This window comes from Bradyrhizobium betae (genome assembly GCF_008932115.1).
Lineage (GTDB): Bacteria > Pseudomonadota > Alphaproteobacteria > Rhizobiales > Xanthobacteraceae > Bradyrhizobium > Bradyrhizobium betae.
Genome location: NZ_CP044543.1, coordinates 1344659 through 1363134 on the forward strand (window position 1 = coordinate 1344659; position 18476 = coordinate 1363134).

Genomic DNA, 18476 nt, shown 5'->3' on the forward strand with positions numbered 1-18476 from the left:
GGGCCCTGGTCCGGGAGTTTTGCTTTCGGCGTGCCGCTCGCGGACGACGGCGCCGGCGCATATCACAGCATCTGTCGCCGCGCGAATGACGAGAAGGTTCCGCCGGCGGCGCTCAGCTCCGCGAACGTCCCGGCCTCGACGATCTTGCCGTCGACCAGCACGATGATCCGGTCGGCGCGTTGCACGGTGCTGAGCCGGTGCGCGATCACGATCCGGGTGACGTTGAGGTTTTCCAGCGCATCGCTGACGATGGCCTGGGATCGATTGTCCAGCGAGCTCGTCGCCTCGTCGAACAGCAGGACGCGCGGACGACGCGCGATGGCGCGCGCGATCATGATGCGCTGCCGCTGCCCTCCGGAGAGCGTGCTGACGCCCTCGGACACCTGGGTCAGCATGCCCATCGGCATGGCCTTGATGTCGTCTTCAATTCCCGCGAGGCGCGCGGCCTCCCAGGCCTGATCGAGCGGCAGCCGGAGCCCGCCGCAGATGTTCTCGTAGATGGTTCCGTTCGCGAGCTTCGCGCTCTGCAGCACGACGCCGAGCTGGCGCCGCACGGCGCTGGCATCCAGCGTCCCGATCGATTTGCCGTCGTAGAACACCGCGCCCGATTCCGGGTGCTCGAACCCGAGGAGAAGCCGGAACAAGGACGATTTGCCGCTTCCGGACGGACCGACGATCGCGACGTATTCGCCCGGCGCAATCTTCAATGTGACGTTGTCGAGCACCATGGGGCCACTCGAAAGATACCGGAACGACACGCGCGCAAGCTCGATCGATCCGGACAGCTCTCCCGGCGATTTCCGGTCGTCGGAAATCTCCGTGGGGCTGGCAATGAGAGGCCGCAGCCGGACCAGCGGCGGTATGGCGATGAGCGCCTCGCTCACGCCGCCGGCCCAGGCGCCGATGGCGCCCATCGCTTGGCCGAAGGCGGAAAAGAACGCGAAGAACGTGCCGATGTCCTTCAGCAGGTTGCTGTCGGAATAGGACGCATAGGCAAAGATGATGAGGGTCGCGATGGTGGGAAACGCCGTCTCGAACGCACCGAGGCCGTTTCCCGCCACTTGCGACGACACGAAATACTGCTTCTGGGCCGCGAACTGCCTCGACCAGATTCCAAGCGCGCGCTGCGTCGCCCCTGATACTCGCAGCTTGCCGACGCCCGTCAGCAGCTGGAGAATGAATCCGCTGACCTTGCCCTGCTGATTGAAGTGCTTGGTCTCGAAATGCAGCCGGATCAGGTTGGTGCCGATGATCGCGGCCGCCCTGACCGACGTCAGCGCAAGCGCGATCAGAGCCAGCTTGGGGCTGTAGTAGAGCATCAAGCCGAGGCTGAACACGCAGAACAGGCCGGCGATCATCCCGCGCAGCGCGTGACCGGTCAGGGCACGCCGCGCAGCGTCGATGCCCATGGCGCGGTCGACCAATTCGCCGGCCGTGAACTCCCGGAAGATGGCGGTCGGCAGCCTGAGCAGGCGATCGATCATCGCCGCCTGCAATCGCCAGTCGATCGTCGCTTCCATCCGGAGCATGACGAGGCCCTGCATGACCTGCACACCGGCCACCGACAGCGCCGTCAGACCCAGCGACAGCGCGCAGAAGACAAGCTGGTCGAGCTCCGATCGCGGGATGATCGAACTGATCAGCAGGTTGGTGACGAAGGGCGTCACCAGCGACAGCAGCCCGATCACGGCGACCGCCAGCGCGATGCGCAGACCGCTGCCGCGCGCATAGCGCAGCGCGAATTGAAGCAGGTCGGTAAACTCAAGGGATCGTAAGGGCAGCGGCGGATAGAACATCGCCGCTTCCGGCGCGATCTGCATCGCCATGGCGCGATCGACCCGCCGACGAATTTTCGTCAACGGATCAATCATGACATATCCACGGCCCGGCTCGTAGACCAAAGCGACGGGCTCGCGCTGCTCGCCGAGCCAGCCGACCAGTGGTCCGGCATCGGTTCGCCACCAATCCGACCGGAGCAGCACCTGCCGCAGCCGCAGGCGGGCATCCTGCGCGATCTGGGCAAGGCCGGCGAAATCCTGCCGGGCGCCGTCGATCCGTCCGGAGATCGCAATCGGCGTGCGCATCGCGCTGCCGACGATCTGGCAGGCGCCGGCCAGCCGGTCCGACCGGGATACATCGTCCGCGTCGTGATCGAAGCGCCGCACGATGATGCCGGACAGGCGATCGAAGGCTTCGATCGATTGCGCCGCCGCGAGTGCGTTCCGGCTCGCCAGACGTTCGCTTTCGTCCAGCCGCTCACGAGCCAGCCTGCCCTGCACGCATGCGACGAAGCTGTGGTGAAACTGATCGATCGCCGGCCAGATCGCGCCGACGGCCGGTCCTGCGCTGGTGGCAATCGCAGCACATCCCTCCTCGCCCGCCTCGACCCACAGGCCGGACGTCAAAGGCAGCGGATGGCTTCCAGCCGCGTAAGCGGTCCCGACTGCCATCAGCCTGAGCTGACCGCGCTCCACGGTCAGCCACAGCAGGCCCCGCATCGGACCGCGTCCGCACGCGCCTGGCGGCAATGCAGCCTCGCCTTCCGGCACCTCGGCCATCTGCCACAGCGGCGCCGGTCCCGCAACGAAACGGGCGAGCCGCTCGATCCAGCGGGTTGCCTGGGCCTCCGATGACAGCTCGGCTCTCCGACGCGCGCATGCGCGCGTGCCTTCGGTCCCGACCGCAATGAAGCTCAAGCCGCCGGCGGATGGCAGATCGGGAACGATGTCTCCGCTCTCGACCCGAAACAGATGATGTCTGCCGCCATATCCGCCTTCGCCGACATCGACGGCAAAGATGTCCACATGACCGGCGACAATCTCGAGCACGCAGCCATGGTGATCGAGCCGGATGGGACGGCGGCTATCCAGCGTAAGTTCGACCGGCAGCTCCGTCAACGCCACGAGGCCTGCGCCGGACACGATGCTTTCGACATGACCCGTCATTCCTGCGACACCAGTCGCGCATACTCGCCGCCCAGCGCCAGCAGCGTCTCGTGCGTTCCGCGCTCGGCGACCTTCCCCTGCCGCAACACGACGATCTCGTCGCAATCCCTGATCGTGCTCAGCCGATGCGCGATGATGATGCAGGTGCAGCCGGAGCGGCGCAGATTGTCGTCGATCGCCTTCTCGGTGACCGGATCAAGCGCGGCGGTCGCCTCGTCGAGAACCACGATGGAGGGACGGCCGACGAGCGCGCGGGCGATCTCGATGCGCTGACGCTGCCCGCCGCTGAAATTCGTTCCGCCTTCGTTGACATAGGATTCGTAATTGCCGGCCCTGATGGCGATCTCGTCCTGGATCTCACCGTCCTTCAGCGCCCGGGTCAGGTCGACATCCGGAACGGTACGGTCCCACAGCGTGAGATTGTCGCGCACCGTTCCCTCGAACAGGAAAATGTCCTGATCCACATAGGCGATGGAGTTTGCCAGGATGTTTGGCGGGACATCCTGGAGCGGAGCGCCGTCGATCAGGATTTCACCGGCCCACGGCTTGTTGAGCCCGCAGATCAGGCGGCCCAGCGTCGACTTTCCGCTGCCGGACGCGCCGACCAGCGCCACGCGAGATCCCGGACTGACGGCGATCGAGAGATCGGCGATCAGCGGCGGCTCGAGCAGTGAATAGCCGAACTGCACGTTCCTGAGCTCGATGCGCCCGGCGAGCTTGGCGGGAAATTGCTGGCTCGATGCATCGTCCTTCGGACTGTCGCCGAGCGGATAGTTGTAGACGTCTTCGAGGCGGTCGAGCGCGCCGCGGATCAATTGAAATCCGCCGGCCTGGTTGACGAGCGTCGCCACAGGCTCGGAGAAGCTTGCCATCAGCGACTGGAAGGCGACGAGGCTGCCGAGCGTCAGCGATCCCTCGATGACCCGCAGGCCGCCGAGGATCAGGATCGCCGTCATGGTCATGCCGGAGATCAGGGTCGGGATCATATCGAGCATGATCGAGGACGAGGCCAGATCGCGCTCGGCATTGAGAACCTTGGCCTGAATGCCGGACCATTGCCCGAACGCCTCGTCTTCGAGGCCGCTCGCCTTGATCGTCTCGATCGACCTGACGATGCTGACGACCGCGCCCAGCGACTTGCCGCGCTCCTGTGACAGTCCGCGGCTGAGATCCCCCCGGCGCCGGTGAGAAAGCCGCAGCGACAGAACGTTGAGCAGCGACAGGCCGATGCAGATCGCGGCCAGCCACACATCGTAGATCGCCATGGCGGCGGCAAAGAATACGACGGAGGTGAGATTGAGCACATTCGCGGCGATGCCGCCCGCCAGCAGCCGCGCGATCTGCTCGTTGGCGGCGACGCGCGTTGCGATGTCACCGGCGTGGCGCTGGGTGAAGAACTCCATCGGGAGTGCCATCACCCGCCAGAGAAACCGGCTGATCATCACCACCGAGAGTTTTGTCTGCAATCTCAGCAGCAGCGATTGCTGCAGCAGCGTCAAAATCGTGCGGATCAGCGCCGTGATGGCCATGCCGACCAGCAGCGGCCGCAGCCACCCCGTCAGGTGCTGGATCAGGATGTCGTCGATGAATATCTTCGAGAAGCTCGCGGCGACGAGGCCGGGAATGACCATGACGAAGCTGAGCAGGACCAGCAGCCCGACCGCAGCCTTCGAGCCGCGCAGTTCGCGAACCAGCAGACGCAGCCCGCCGGGCTTGCTGCCTTGCGGAACGAAGCCGGCGTCCGGCTCCATGGTGAGCACGACGCCGGTGAAGCTCCTGTCGAGCTCGTCGATGCCGATGCGGCGCCGCCCGAAAGCGGGGTCGTTGATGTAGGCGTACTTCTCCTCGATCCCGTCGAGGACGACGAAATGGTTGAAATTCCAGTGAATGATGCACGGCGTCGGCGCCGAGCGCAGCGTCGCGAGCTCCTGCCGGAATCCCTTCGCGGACAGGCCGAAGCGCCGAGCTGCCCTGACGACGTTGCTCGCCTTGCTGCCGTCGCGCGAGACGCCGCATTCGACGCGCAGCTGTTCGAGCGGCACCCACCGGCCATGGAACGCCAGCACCATGGCGAGGCAGGCCGCGCCGCATTCCGCCGCTTCCATCTGCAGAATCGTCGGCGTCTTCTTGATTCCCGAGCTCGGTGAGGCCTGACTATCCATCGACCCCGGTCAGCTTCCTGAGGAGGGGAACGACGAGATCCAGCGGGCGCCGGTTTCGGGTGGTGATTTCGGCCTGGGCCAGCGTGCCGCTGGTGAGGTGAACCTGCGGCCCTCTTCCCACCGCCCATCGATATCCGCTCACCGTCGAGGCGTCCTGGTTCAGGGACACGGCGACCGCGTAAGGCGCGCCGTCATGCGAGAACACCTTGACGAGTTGATCGTTGTGCAGCACGGCCGTCATGCCCTGGGGCGTCACGGGAAATTCGGAGACGCTCGAGACAACCCCGATCATCGTGCCGAATTCCTCGCGCTTGACGGTGCTGGGCGCGACGCGCACCTGGAAGCCGGGCTTGACGCTCTTGCCCTGGTCCGCGGGGATATAGACGACCGCCTCGAGCTTCGCGCCCTCGTCCTCGATCAGGACCACAGGCGTGCCGACGCCAAGGACAGAGCCGGTCGACGTCTTGATCTCCAGCACGCGCCCGGCAATCGGACTCAACACCTGCGAGTTTCGTCCCAGGGTTCCCGCCAGCGACTGCATCTCCCGGCGCGCATTGTTGGCCGTGAACTCGGCCTGCTGCAATTCGCGCGCGCGTTGCGTCTCCAGGTCGGTCTTCTGCGCGTGAAGCTTGAGGATTTCGTTCTGCGAATCCGTCCGCCGCTGCTGGGCTTCGGTCAATTCGAGACGGCGGTCCTCCAGCGTCTTGCGCGTGGTCAGGCCCTTTGCCATCAGCTGCTCGAGGTTCTTCACGTCGATATCGAGCGACTGAACGCGCTGGCTAGTTGCCTCGATCACCTTGTTGAAGGCGGCCTCCAGCTTCTCGAAGTTGGAGGCCTTGACGGCAAGCTCAGCCTCGACCTTCGCGGCCATGTCGTCGTGCTCGCGCTGACGCTCCCTGTACGCTTCCGCGGCGTTGCCGTATTTCTGCTCGATCTCGGTTTGCGAGATCTGTGCGATCACCTGCCCGCGCTCGACATGGTCGCCGACGGACACGCCGAGCGATGCAAGCCGTCCTTCCACGGCGGAGACCGCGTCGACGACGCGGCCGCTGCCGACCAGGATTCCCTGACCGGAAACACGCGACGGAATCCGGCCGAAGACGCCCCAGACGATCGCCGCGATCAGCGCGGCCGTCACGACCGCGGCAAAAATCCAGTCGGCCGGCCTGGTGATCGCGACGAGATGATCGAGCTCGTCGGGCGATGCCGCACGCTGCAACGCGCTGGCGCGGAAAATCTGTTCGGCACCGCTCGTCACGGTTCACTCCCCCGTCGCGATCCGAGAATGCGATTGAGCGATCTGCCCGGCGGCGTTAAGCTTGCGAGACCGGATTGACCCTGTCGAGGCGGAAGAGATCGGACACAGCCGATGAGATGGCAACCAGATCGCATCACACCTGTCGCAACGGCACGCGTGCTCGCCGCGCGATGCGCATGGCGATGCCTTGGCGTGCTGCTCGCCGCGACTATGTGCGTGAACGCGGGCCTGGCCGGCGTGCTCAGCCAGGCCGATTTGAAGAAGGTCGAGGATCTCCGGCCGATGTTCGCGGGCCTGATGGGCGATCTGGTCCAGACCGCGAAGCGGCCCGACATCTCCGCCGTCGATGTGGATTGCGTCAAGTCCACGATGCAGAACCTTGTCGAGATTTCGCAAGAGCTGTCCAGTTACGAGTATCTGATCACGATTGAGAAGGAGCTGACCAACGTCAGCGAGAACGACCCGACCCGCGATGTCGTGAGATTTGCCATCGATCAGTCGACCAACATCCTTGCAAGCCAGCGCAGGAAGATTGCGCAGCTTCCCGATCAATGCACGAGATCCACGCTGGCGCTGGCCAAGTCCCAACAGGCGCTTCAAGTCGTGGACACGACGGCCGGGATTCTCGGTTCTATTCGCTCCCGGCTTTGAGCTGTCCGATCGCCGCGCGCGATGACGGAATGGTGTCGCATAGGGTCGAACCTTGCCGGATCGTGAGTTGAATGAGGTCATCCGATCGGATGACAATTTGCGAATTTTGGACGGCCTGCCCGCCGAAATATTGCATACGGGCTCATCGGCGCGGTGATCGTCGTCACACAGGACGAACGCACATCCTTCAATTGAAAATCCCGGGCCGAAGGCCCGGGATGCGCTAGATGAACAACTGTGGAGCTGGCTGGCCGTCACGACATTCTGTGCGGCACGGTCGGGCCCGAGCCCGGGCCCGTCGGGGATGGGTAATCACCTTGATGATGGCTTCCGCCACTTTCAATCCATCGTGCTTGAGCCAGTCCCAGGCAGAGGACGCCTCGTGCTTAATCCAGCCCCACAGGCCGCCGCCCGCGACGGCATCGAGCTCCTCGAGCGAGAGCTCGCAATTTGCAAAGTCGTTGTTCTCCGGAACCTTCATCTTCGTGTCTCCCGCTGACGCTGCGAGTCCATCCCGCAACCGCGGACAACATGTCGGCGCGCCGCCGGGACTGCTGTGATCCCGGTCACCCGGTCGTCATGGGCGGTGTTTTTGTCGCTGCGTCCAAGGCGGATTGCTGGACCGCTCGAGCGTGGCCGGCGATAGCGCTGGCACACTTCCGGAAAATTCGCCTGGCTGGGGCGGGAGGGATCGAACCTCCGAATGGCGGAATCAAAATCCGCTGGAAACCTCAACAAAATCAACGGCTATTCTGAGATTTTGGGTCCATTGCACCATTGATAACCAATGCGCAATTTGGACGATCAGAACAAAATTTCCCTCCAAAAACAGATAAGACCATGACACGGCTTCGAGTGAGTGCGGCGCAGAGGCCTGCTTTCAGATGAGAACTAGAACGCGGCAGGCGGCCGTACCGATTTCTGCTTGTGACCCGAAGCGGACTATTCGGGCCACGGTGCAGATGTTATGGGGGGCTGGATGTCATTTCTTTTGTGCATGCTCGCTGTTGCACTCCTCGGCATTGCCGGATGGGGCTTCAGGAACGTGATGACGGAGTTGGCCAAGTCACATCCCAATGAGCCGCTGGACACCTTTTCTCGTAGGTTCGAGGTTGATGCTTTCATCTGGAGCCGTCGTGCTCCGCCGGCGCTACGGAAGCAATACATCGCTACGCAAGCTTGCGCCGTCCCTGCGCTTCTCTGTTTGGCCGCGCTTGTGTGGATTAACGAGCCACGTCCGAATGCCCGAGCCTTGGGAACTGTTGGCTTTTGCGCGATATCATTTTTCGCAGCAGCGCTTTTGGCTTGGAAGGCTCTTCGGCGAGGGGAATGAAACTTCTTGGGATCAGCTAGTCTGCTATTGGCCCGTGGCTGACGTTGGCCCAGAGAGCGAGCGCGTCCGCTTCGGACGAGTAATCGGACTAAGTTCAAGCTGGCCGTGAGGACAGTCTTTGACCCGTAGCGGACTTGACGGTTCGGATCGTCAGAGAGCCGCAAAACCGAACAATGTGCCGTTAGTCACATAAGCCCCCCTTGCCTTTGGGCAGTCTGTGCATAGGCTGCGCACATATTGCTGGGGACTGAAATGGGCGCTTTTCGTTGGTTTTTTTTGATCGTTTCCATTGGGCTTATGTGCGGCTCGGCCCACGCTGAGCGCCGTATGGCCTTGGTGATGGGTAATTCGGCCTATAAGAGCGTTCCAAAGCTCTCCAACCCGGCCAACGATGCCGCCCTGGTCGGGGGCATGTTCAAGAAGGCCGGATTTGATTGGATCGACATCAGGACCGACCTGAACGCTTCCGAGATGCGCAAGGCCCTGCGCGACTTCGGCCAACGGGCGCGAGATGCTGAGGTGGCCGTGATCTACTACGCCGGTCACGGCATAGAGCTTGATGGGACAAACTACCTCATACCGACCGATGCTGCTCTTGAGACCGACAGCGACGTTTTGGACGAGACCGTGGCGCTTGACCGGGCGCTGTTCGCGGTCGAGCCTGCGAAGCAGCTTCGGTTGATCATTCTCGATGCCTGTCGCGATAACCCCTTCGCCAAAACCATGAAGCGCACGGTCGCTGCCCGTGCCATCGGGCGTGGTCTGGCCAAAGTCGAGCCGACCAGTCCGAACACGATGATTGCGTTCGCGGCGAAAGCCGGGTCAACAGCGTCCGATGGCGGCTCAAAGAACAGCCCGTTTGCGGCTGCGCTTGTCGAGCGGCTGCCGACACCCGGCCTCGATCTGCGCAAGGCCTTCGGCTTCGTTCGCGACGATGTGTTGAAGAACACCAGCTATAAGCAGGAACCATATGTCTATGGTTCTCTAGGCGGAGATGACGTGCCACTGGTTGCCGCCAAGCCGCCAGCTACCGGCCCTCAAGCAGGCCCGGAGGACGCTGTTCGCAGGAACTATGAGCTTGCCCTGCAACTTGGCACCCGCGACGGCTGGACGGCCTTCCTCACCCGATATGCCGATGGGTTCTATGCCGACTTAGCCAAGGGCCAACTCAACAAGATCGCGGCTGAGGAGACCCGTGCAGCGGCGGCTGAGAAAGCTCGGCAGGCCGAAGATGAAAAGGCAAGGCTCACGTCCGACCGCGCCAAGAAGACCGAACAGGACAAGGCTGCCGCCGCCGCCAAGGCTGCTGAAGATGCGCGGCTCGCTGCCGAGAAGGCCAAACAGGTCGAGGAGGTAAAGGCCGCCGCCGCCGAACAACGCCGCAAGGGGATTGAGGCCGCTGTTGCAAAAGCTCTGGCTGATAGGCAGGCAGCGGAGAAAAACACAGCCGACCAAAAGATCGCAGCCCTCCCGTCGCCCGCACCTTCCCTTGAACCAGCGCAGTCGCCGCAACAACTTACGAAAGCGGTCCAGTCCGAACTGCGGAGGGTCGGCTGTTTTGCAAATGCGGAAGAGGGAGATTGGGGTGCCAAGTCACAGCGATCCCTGACCCAGTTCAACAAGTACGCCGGGACCAAACTCAATACGACGCTCGCAAGCACCGATGCGTTGGATGCGATAAAAGCCAAGTCAGGCCGTGTCTGCCCCTTGGTGTGTGATCATGGGTTCAAGACCGATGGAGACGCCTGCGTGAAGATCGCTTGTCGGGCTGGCTACCGAGTCAACGATGACAACGAATGCGAGAAACAACAGGACAAGAAGCCTGTCGTTACAAGGGAAGAGCCGCGCAAGCGGGAAACGGAGCGGCGACAGGTCGAGACCGCTCCTTCGAGTAAACCGCAAGCCTCTGGCCAGCTATTTTGCAATTCCGCTGGGTGCCGTCCTGTTGGCAAAGGATGCAGAGTAGAGGCTGCTCCCGTTAGTGATCAGACCTCCCCGATGGCTGGCCGCACCAGAGAGGTGTGCAATTAGAGCGCCGTCCCCGACAGAACTCGCCAACGTCTGCTTATGGCCCGTAGCTGACCTTCTGAGCTGTCGTGGCGTAGACCGCTTGTGACCCTGAGCTGACCATTTTTCGTCTCGGGCAGACCAGCGTTACGTGAGCGACATCACATAAATCCGCCTTGTCTTTCGGCAGTCTCTGCATAGGTTGTGCGTGTGCTTATTCGGGGCTGAAAATGGGCGCGCTTCGCTGGTTTTTATTAATTCTTTCTGTCTTTCTTTCTTGCGGGTCGGCCCACGCCGAAAGGCGCGTTGCGCTGGTGATCGGCAACTCCGCCTACAAGAACGTGCCTCAGCTTCCCAACCCGGCGAACGACGCCGCCCTGGTTGGGGGCATGTTCAAGCGGGCCGGGTTCGACTACGTCGAAACGAAGAGTGACCTCAATGTCGCCGACATGCGCCGGGCGTTGCGCGAATTTGGAGCAAGGGCGCGCGAGGCCAGCGTTGCCGTCATCTACTATGCCGGCCACGGCATTGAGCTGGACGGCACCAATTATCTGATCCCCACGGACGCGAGGCTTGAGACCGACAGCGACGTGCTCGACGAAGCGCTTCCACTGGATCGCGCGATGTTTGCGGTCGAACCGGCGAAACAACTCCGGCTCATCATTCTGGATGCCTGCCGCGACAACCCCTTCGCCAAGACCATGAAGCGCACGCTTGCTTCGCGCGGCATCGGGCGCGGTCTCGCCAAGGTCGAACCGACCAACCCGAACACCATGATCGCATTCGCCGCCAAAGCTGGTTCGACAGCCTCTGATGGCGACTCGAAGAACAGCCCGTTTGCCGCGTCTCTTGTCGAGCGGCTTCCGACGCCGGGGCTCGACCTACGCAAGGCCTTCGGGTTTGTGCGCGACGATGTGCTCAAGACCACCGGCTACAAGCAGGAACCATATGTCTACGGCTCCCTCGGCGGCGACGACGTCCCGCTTGTCCCGGCAAAGCCGGTCGCGACGGGACCGCAGGCAAATCCGCACGATGCCGTCCGCCGCGACTATGAGCTGGCGCTTCAGATTGGCGCTCGCGAGGTCTGGGCAGCGTTCCTTGCGCAATATCCCGATGGTTTCTATGCAAGTCTCGCGAAAGGGCAGTTGAACAGGATAGCCGCCGAGGAGGCCCGCGCCGCCGCTGCCGACAAGGCACGGCTGGCAGAAGACGAGAAAGCGCGCCTCACCGCCGAAAAGGCTAAGAAGGCTGAACAAGACAAGGCGGCGGCGGCTGCCAAAGCTGCCGAGGATGCAAGGATCGCGGCGGAGAAGGCCAAGCAGATCGAGGAAGCCAAAGCGGCGGCGGCTGAGCAGCGGCGCAAGGAGGCGGAGGCAGCAGCTGCCAAAGCACTCGCCGACAAGCAAGCCGCTGAGAAGGCCTTGGCCGAAAGGATCGCAAACGACAAGGCTGCTGCCGAACTCGCCGCGAAACAGGTGGCCGAGAAGACCGCGCAGACTGACGGCGAGCAGAAGGTTGCTGCCGTCGCCCCGACCTCATCGGAGCCGTCTCTATCACCGCTGGAAACAGTGAAGCTGGTCCAGTCCGAGCTACGCCGCGTCGGCTGCCTGACAGCGGGGGCCGATGGCGACTGGAACGCGGCCTCGCAACGATCCCTAACTTTGTTCAATAGGTATGCCGGGACCAAGTACGACGCCAAGCTGGCGAGCTTCGAAGCGCTCGACGCGATCAAGACCAAGCCGGGCCGCGTCTGCCCGCTGGTCTGTGATCACGGATTTAGGGCCGATGGCGACACCTGCGTGAAGATCGCCTGCCGTGCCGGTTATCGTATAAACGACGATAATGAATGCGAGAGAGCTCTTGATAAGAAGCCAATCGCAACGCGCGAAGATGCCAGAAAGCGCGATGAGCAGCGAAAGCAGAGCGAGGCCGCACCGTCCAAGCCACAGGCCAGCGGTCAGATTATTTGCAATCAGGCGGGGTGCCGGCCGGTGGGCCGCGGATGCCGAATCTACGAACCGAAGGGCGCCGTCGGTGCCGGTACTCCCGGTAGTCAGATATACTCCACGGGTCAAAGAGAGGTCTGCGATTGAGGCGAGCGGCCTTTCGGGTTGGCTTCGGAATCTCTGTGCGCGAATTACTTCCGCTCCTGGCCCGTAGCTGACCTTCTGAGCTGTCGTGGCGTAGACCGCTTGTGACCCGTTGCAGACGTTTGTGGGTCAAGTTAGCGTGCATCGATGATAAGCGGTCTGGGGCTTGCACTCGGTGACAGAAAACAGTGACGCGAAGGAGGAATTCTCTAGCCGGACCGAGAAGCCGGCAATGTCATGGCTGCGGAGCCTTAAAAGCTTTGTCGTAAGATATAAGCCCCGAGTCCAGCGCTTGGGGACGTTCATGGCTACCATCGCTGCTCTTGGAGCTGTGCTTGGTGGCCTCACCGGATATTGGTCCGCTTACAAAACCGTAACTTACGATTTGCTGGGCATTCAGAAACCTGTTTCTCCTCACGTAGAGCCCGATCCGAAAGTTCAGCGAAATTCCATCGCCGTGCTGCCCTTTGCCGTCCTGGGAGACCCGGCGCATGAATACTTAGGGGCTGCGATCTCAAATAGTCTAACGAACGACTTGTCGTTTCGCGTACCTGGGCTCTTCATAGTTGGTGTCGATTCTGCCCTTTCATATGCTAAGAGGTCAGCTGGACCTCCGCAGCTTGGGCGAGAACTTGGCGTCCAATATCTCCTATTGGGCGCAGTGCAGCGTAGCAGCGGTCGGATACGAGTGGACGCGCGCCTCGTGGAATCCCAATCCTCAAAGCAGCTTTGGGCGGAGAAGTTCGAGGGAGCGGACGATGATCTATTCCAACTTCAAGATTTCATTTCGTCGCGTATAGCAAACTCGTTTGGGGTCGCCCTGCTTCGCCAGAGCACTATCGATGCCGAGCGACGAAGGGCTACGCCGGAGATAACTGATCTGATCCTTCGTGCCCAGGCTGAATTCCTCCTGAACAATCGATCTTTGGTCTCGTTGGCGGCGGCTGAATCTTTGTATCGTCAAGCCCTAGAACTCGAGCAAAACAATTCGGATGCGCTCATCGGACTCGGAAACCTGCTAGCCGTCCGCCTGAGTTTATACCGGTTTAGTCTAAAAATGACGCCCGATCAGCTCGCGGCAGCGGTTGCCGACGCCCGCAACTTTCTGGATCGTGGACTGATCCTCAACCCTCGATCGGCCATAGCTCACAACGGGAAAGGTCGTCTGTACGCTGTTGAGGGAAAGCCAATTGAGTCTTTGCGCGAGCACGAAATGGCACGCTCAGTAGATCCGAACTACGCAGTCAATTATCACAACCTTGGCGCGGTCGAGCTATCGCTCGGGAAACCCCAGAAGGCTCTGGAATATTTGGAGGAGGCGATCCTACGTAGCCCTCGGGACCCCGCAATAGGCATTATCCAGATGCATATGGCCCGAGCATATGTGCTCTTGGGGCGCTGGGACGACGCAATTGAGGCAGCCACGAAGGCGATGGTGTCGCCGACTGATATGGCCACTGTTCAGCTAAATTTGGCCGCCGCTTACGCTGAGAAGGGCCAATTGGACAGCGCAAGATCCGCCCTTCTACAGACGAAAGAGCTCAGGCCAGGAATTTCCATATCGGCGCTCCGGGCGGCTAACGAGCCTGCCTATACAGAACTCGCGCAAAAGACATTGTTCGAAGGGCTACGCAAAGCTGGTCTGACAGAGGACTAGAAGAAGCAATCGGATAGGACAATTGTTTGTCGATGTCGCCTTTCGGCCCAACTGATATTGATCGCCGCTGCTCAATGGCATTCTTTTTGGATGACCAATCCCGGAACACACGGCGTATTAAGCCCGCCTTCCTTGTCGTCACTTCCGCTTGTGGCCCTTAGCGGACAGTAATGTTGGCACCGTTGATGTCTGCTTTTGAGGGCACTGCGGACCCAACGTCCCGGACGATGATCTATGAGCACACGCACTAGGTCTTCTTTTGTCCTGCCTCTGCCACGGCCTTCCGTAGCATCTCGTCCGTATCTGCGTTGCTGTTGAGCACCTTCATCATCTGCCCGACGAACCAGCCGAGCAGCACCGGCCTCTCCAGCGCCGGGCACGACTGCATGTGGTGATTGGAGACCCGCGTTTCGAGAACGTTCTGCACGAGATCGACCGACGCGCGATGTCCACGATGCAGCACAAGGTGCAGCGTCTGCGCGCGGCTCTCAAGTTGCCGAAGGAGTTCATGCTCAATGTCCATCGAGGACGGACGGCGCCGCTGCGCACAAGTGGCATGCCTACAGGCTTGCAAACGAAGCAACTAAGGCAGCAGCGAACGAAACGGCGACATCTTGTCAGAATAAGAGGAAAAAAGTTCTGTCAGAATGACACGCCTGAACAGAGGCAGATTTCGAAATGATATCAACTGGCTGGGGCGGGAGGGATCGAACCTCCGAATGGCGGAATCAAAATCCGCTGCCTTACCGCTTGGCTACGCCCCAACAGGCGACGAACGGAACGGGGCGGAAGAACCGGCACCCGCGGGATTCCCTTCAGTCGCAGCCGGTCTATAGGGAGAGAAGAGGCATTTCAACCGCCTGAAGGGGCAAAATACCACAGCCCCCGGCCTGGCGTCCGCCACACTCTATTATAGGCCGGGCAACGGGACTGTTCCGGACCGGCATCCCGCCCATTGAGACCTCCCGCGTTTCATGGGAATACGGCGCCAATATCCGTCCTCGGGAGTGAGTCATGACCTACCGCGCGCCAATCTCTGACATGCTGCTGTCGCTCAACCATGGCGCCGGCCTCAAGGCCGCCGTGGAAGCGGGCCATTACGGCGATTTCGACGCTGACATCGCGGCCGCCGTGCTGGAGGAAGCCGGCAAGTTCGCGACCGACGTTCTGGCGCCGCTCAACAAGGTCGGCGACGCGCACGGCATCAAGCTCGATGCCGGCAAGGTCACGACCGCGCCGGGCTGGCCCGATGCCTACAAGCGCTGGACCGAGGGCGGCTGGAACGCGGTGTCGGGCCCGGAGGATTTCGGCGGCCAGGGCCTGCCGATCGCGATCAACGCCGCCTGCACCGAGATCTGGAGTGCCGCCAACGTCGCCTTCGGCCTCTGCCCGCTGCTGACGGCCTCGGCGATCGAGGCCCTCGATGCACATGGCAGCGACGAGCTGAAGACAATCTATCTCGAAAAGCTCGTCTCTGGCGAATGGACCGGCACGATGCAACTGACCGAGCCGCAGGCCGGCTCCGACGTCGGCGCGCTGCGCACCCGCGCCGACAAGCAGGCCGACGGCACCTATCGCATCAAGGGGACGAAGATCTTCATCACCTATGGCGAGCACGACATGACCGACAACATCGTGCATTTCGTGCTGGCGCGCCTGCCCGACGCGCCGGCCGGCACCAAGGGAATCTCGCTGTTCCTGGTGCCGAAGTTCATGGTCAATGAAGACGGCTCGCTGGGTGCGCGCAACGACATCTTCGCCAGCGGCGTCGAGCACAAGCTCGGCATGCATGCCTCACCGACCTGCACCATGACCATGGGCGATCATGGCGGCGCCATCGGCTTCCTGATCGGCGAAGAGAACCAGGGCATGCGCTGCATGTTCACGATGATGAACCAGGCCCGGCTCGGCGTCGGCCTCGAAGGCGTCGGCGTCGCCGATCGCGCCTATCAGCAGGCGCTGTCTTTTGCGCAGGAGCGCAAGCAGGGCCGCGCCATCGGCAAGAAGGGCGAGGGCTCGGATGCGATCTTCGTGCATCCCGACGTCAAGCGCATGCTGATGCGGATGCGGGCGCAGACCGCGGCCGCGCGCACCATCTGCTATGCGACCGCGGTTGCGCTCGACGTCTCGACGCGCGCCAAGGATCCAAAGGTCAGGGCCGATGCCGCCGCGCGCGCGGCGCTGCTGACGCCGATGGCCAAGGGCTATTCCACCGATATCGGCAACGAGGTCGCCTATCTCGGCGTGCAGGTGCATGGCGGCATGGGCTTCATCGAGGAGACCGGAGCCGCGCAGCACTACCGCGATGCGCGCATCACCGCGATCTACGAGGGCACCAACGGCATCCAGGCGATCGACCTCGTCACGCGCAAGCTGGCGGCCAATGGCGGCGCGGCGGTGTGGGCGCTGCTCGACGAGCTCTCGGCCACCGTCAAGCAGGTCGAGGCCTCCAACGATCCCGCCTTCGGCACCGCGGGGACGAAGCTGCGCGAGGCGCTCGAGGCCCTGACGCGCACCAGCAAATGGCTGCTGGAGCGCGTTGCGTCCGCACCGAACGACGCGCTCGCCGGCGCGACGCCGTATCTGCAACAGTTCGGCGCGACGCTCGGCGGCTGCATGCTGGCCTCCGAAGCGCTGGCGGCGAAGGCCGAGGGCAATGCGGATGCCGCGCGCTACGTCTCGCTCGCGCGCTTCTTCGCCGAGAACATCACGGTGCAGGCCGGCGCGCTGGAGCGCACCGTGACGGAGAGCGCGGAGTCGGTCGCGGCGGCGGATGCGGTGTTGTTGGGGTGAGCTGCGGGATGTGTCCCGGACGCGCTGCAACGCGTAGCGTTGCTGCGCAGAGCCGGGACCCACTCCAAAGTGGCGGTCGCGGCGACATGGGCTCCGGCTCTGCAGCGCACCGCTGAAGTAGCGCTGCGCTGCGTCCGGGGCACGAGGACGCATAATCCATCCGGACTACAACGCGGCGAGCTTCGCCCTGACTCCCGGCCGCCACAGCACGATCCCCGCCGCCACGAGATCGAGCACCACGCACATCGCGAACGCCATCGTGTAGTCGCCGCTGGCGCTGCGCGCGAGGCCGACGATGCCGGGGCCGAAGGCGCTGACGATGCCGCTGATCGAGGTGCCCAATCCCATCGCCGCGGCGAAGGCGGCAGAGCCGATCTCGCGCTGGATGATCAAGGGCGGAAACGTGATCATGTTGCCGATCGAGAAGCCGTAGACGGCACAGCACGCCAGCAGCACCACAGGACTCGTGCTCTGGAGCAGCACGAACAGCGCCGCCGCCTGGCTCGTCATCGACGCCGCGCAGGCCAGCCGCGGATCGAGCCTGTCGACGAACAGGCCGAGCGACAGGCGGCCGACCACCGCCATCGCCGCCATGATGGTGACGGCAAGGCCAGCGCTGGCACGCCCGATCAGCGGCTCGAGAAATGTCACCTGGTGGATGATGAATCCCATCTGCGCCAGCAGCGCGATCGCGATCGGCAGCACCATGGTCCAGAACGCGGCGCTGGCGAGCAGCGTCTTGCGGGAATGAGCCGGTGCGGCCGCGGCCCCACCGGAACGCCCGCCCGTTGCCCGCAAGTTCTCGGCCGGCCAGCCGATGAAGCCAACCACCACGGGCAGCACCAGCACCACCATCAGGATCGTAGCCACCAGCATGGCCGCGCGGAAGCCGATGCTGCCGGTCAGCGACAGCAGGAGCGGAACGAGGACGATGCCGCCGCAGGTCGCGCCGTTGAAGGCGAGACTCAGCGCGAGCCCGCGGCGCCGCTCGAACCAGGAGTTCAGCACGGTCGCGATCACCACGGTCCCCATCCCGGTCCAGCCGACCGACATCAGCGCATAAGCCAGATAGAGCTGCCAGGGCGTCTGCATCAGCGCCAGCAGCACGGTCGACGCGCCGAGCGCCGCCAGGCCGCACAGGATCAACGACCGCAGCCCGATGCGGGCCAGCAGATCGTCGGTGAAGATGACGAGGATGGCGGTGAGCAGAAACGAGAACGTGCTGGCCGCGGAGACGAGGCTGCCCGGCCAGCCATGGGCGCGCTGAAGCTCGGCGAGATAGACTCCCTGGCCGTAGAGGCCGAAGCCGAACATGAAGAAGGCCATCAGGAAGCAGGCCAGCACGACGCGCCAGCCGCGGTAGTGCAGCGAGGATTCGTCAACGCCCGTTGCGGCAATCATCGATCGAGCAATCGGCCAAGGGAAACGGTATCGGGCAATCGTGCCCCACAACCACCGGTTTTTCAAATGAAACATTGTAGCCATTTGTTGCAACGCGCAATTGCATGTGGAATTGGTGTGGGCGGCGCGATCCGAAGCAGTACGGTTCCCAGGCGTCATGCGCGGGGGGCCGTCCTCGA

General features: G+C 62.8%; 11 protein-coding genes and 1 tRNA gene. 5 read left to right on the plus strand and 7 right to left on the minus strand.

What is annotated here, in order from left to right:
- Positions 1-62: 62 nt before the first annotated feature.
- Genes F8237_RS06500 through F8237_RS06510 form a run of 3 tightly spaced genes read right to left on the minus strand, consistent with a single transcriptional unit; the run spans position 63 to position 6365 of the window.
- Positions 63-2945: an NHLP bacteriocin export ABC transporter permease/ATPase subunit gene (locus F8237_RS06500; RefSeq protein ID WP_151642989.1), complete on the minus strand. Its 2883-nt coding sequence runs from the start codon at positions 2943-2945 to the stop codon at positions 63-65.
- Positions 2942-5107, minus strand: a complete 2166-nt coding sequence (locus tag F8237_RS06505; protein WP_151642991.1) for an NHLP family bacteriocin export ABC transporter peptidase/permease/ATPase subunit — start codon at positions 5105-5107, stop codon at positions 2942-2944. Before F8237_RS06505 ends, F8237_RS06500 begins: the two co-directional genes overlap by 4 nt.
- Complete coding sequence (locus tag F8237_RS06510) at positions 5100-6365, minus strand: NHLP bacteriocin system secretion protein (protein WP_151642993.1); 1266 nt, start codon at positions 6363-6365, stop codon at positions 5100-5102. Before F8237_RS06510 ends, F8237_RS06505 begins: the two co-directional genes overlap by 8 nt.
- Positions 6366-6557: 192 nt before the next feature.
- On the opposite strand from F8237_RS06510, the gene F8237_RS06515 reads away from it, so the two are divergent.
- Positions 6558-7016: a hypothetical protein gene (locus F8237_RS06515; RefSeq protein ID WP_244626081.1), complete on the plus strand. Its 459-nt coding sequence runs from the start codon at positions 6558-6560 to the stop codon at positions 7014-7016.
- Positions 7017-7239: 223 nt separating this feature from the next.
- Here the strand turns inward: F8237_RS06515 and F8237_RS06520 are convergent, their stop codons facing one another.
- Positions 7240-7497 (minus strand): hypothetical protein, encoded by a 258-nt coding sequence (locus tag F8237_RS06520; RefSeq protein ID WP_151642997.1) that lies wholly within the window; start codon positions 7495-7497, stop codon positions 7240-7242.
- 1104 nt (positions 7498-8601) lie between these two features.
- Between F8237_RS06520 and F8237_RS06525 the strand changes: the two genes are divergently transcribed.
- The 3 genes from F8237_RS06525 (at position 8602) to F8237_RS06535 (ending at position 14103) form a co-directional block, all read left to right on the plus strand.
- On the plus strand, positions 8602-10380 hold the full coding sequence (locus F8237_RS06525) for a caspase family protein (protein WP_151642998.1): 1779 nt from the start codon (positions 8602-8604) through the stop codon (positions 10378-10380).
- Positions 10381-10586: 206 nt separating this feature from the next.
- Positions 10587-12449 (plus strand): caspase family protein, encoded by a 1863-nt coding sequence (locus tag F8237_RS06530; protein ID WP_151643000.1) that lies wholly within the window; start codon positions 10587-10589, stop codon positions 12447-12449.
- A gap of 301 nt (positions 12450-12750) precedes the next feature.
- Positions 12751-14103, plus strand: coding sequence for a tetratricopeptide repeat protein (locus F8237_RS06535; RefSeq protein ID WP_162005901.1), 1353 nt, complete (start codon positions 12751-12753; stop codon positions 14101-14103).
- A 247-nt stretch (positions 14104-14350) separates the two neighbouring features.
- Here the strand turns inward: F8237_RS06535 and F8237_RS06540 are convergent, their stop codons facing one another.
- Entirely contained in the window at positions 14351-14626 is a 276-nt protein-coding gene (locus F8237_RS06540) for a hypothetical protein (protein WP_151643004.1), read from the minus strand.
- 166 nt (positions 14627-14792) lie between these two features.
- Positions 14793-14867 (minus strand) — tRNA-Gln (locus tag F8237_RS06545).
- A gap of 250 nt (positions 14868-15117) precedes the next feature.
- Here F8237_RS06545 and F8237_RS06550 point away from each other — a divergent pair.
- On the plus strand, positions 15118-16896 hold the full coding sequence (locus F8237_RS06550) for an acyl-CoA dehydrogenase family protein (RefSeq protein WP_151643006.1): 1779 nt from the start codon (positions 15118-15120) through the stop codon (positions 16894-16896).
- A 165-nt stretch (positions 16897-17061) separates the two neighbouring features.
- On the opposite strand, the gene F8237_RS06555 is transcribed toward F8237_RS06550, so the two are convergent.
- Positions 17062-18297: an MFS transporter gene (locus F8237_RS06555; protein WP_151643008.1), complete on the minus strand. Its 1236-nt coding sequence runs from the start codon at positions 18295-18297 to the stop codon at positions 17062-17064.
- Positions 18298-18476: the final 179 nt, after the last annotated feature.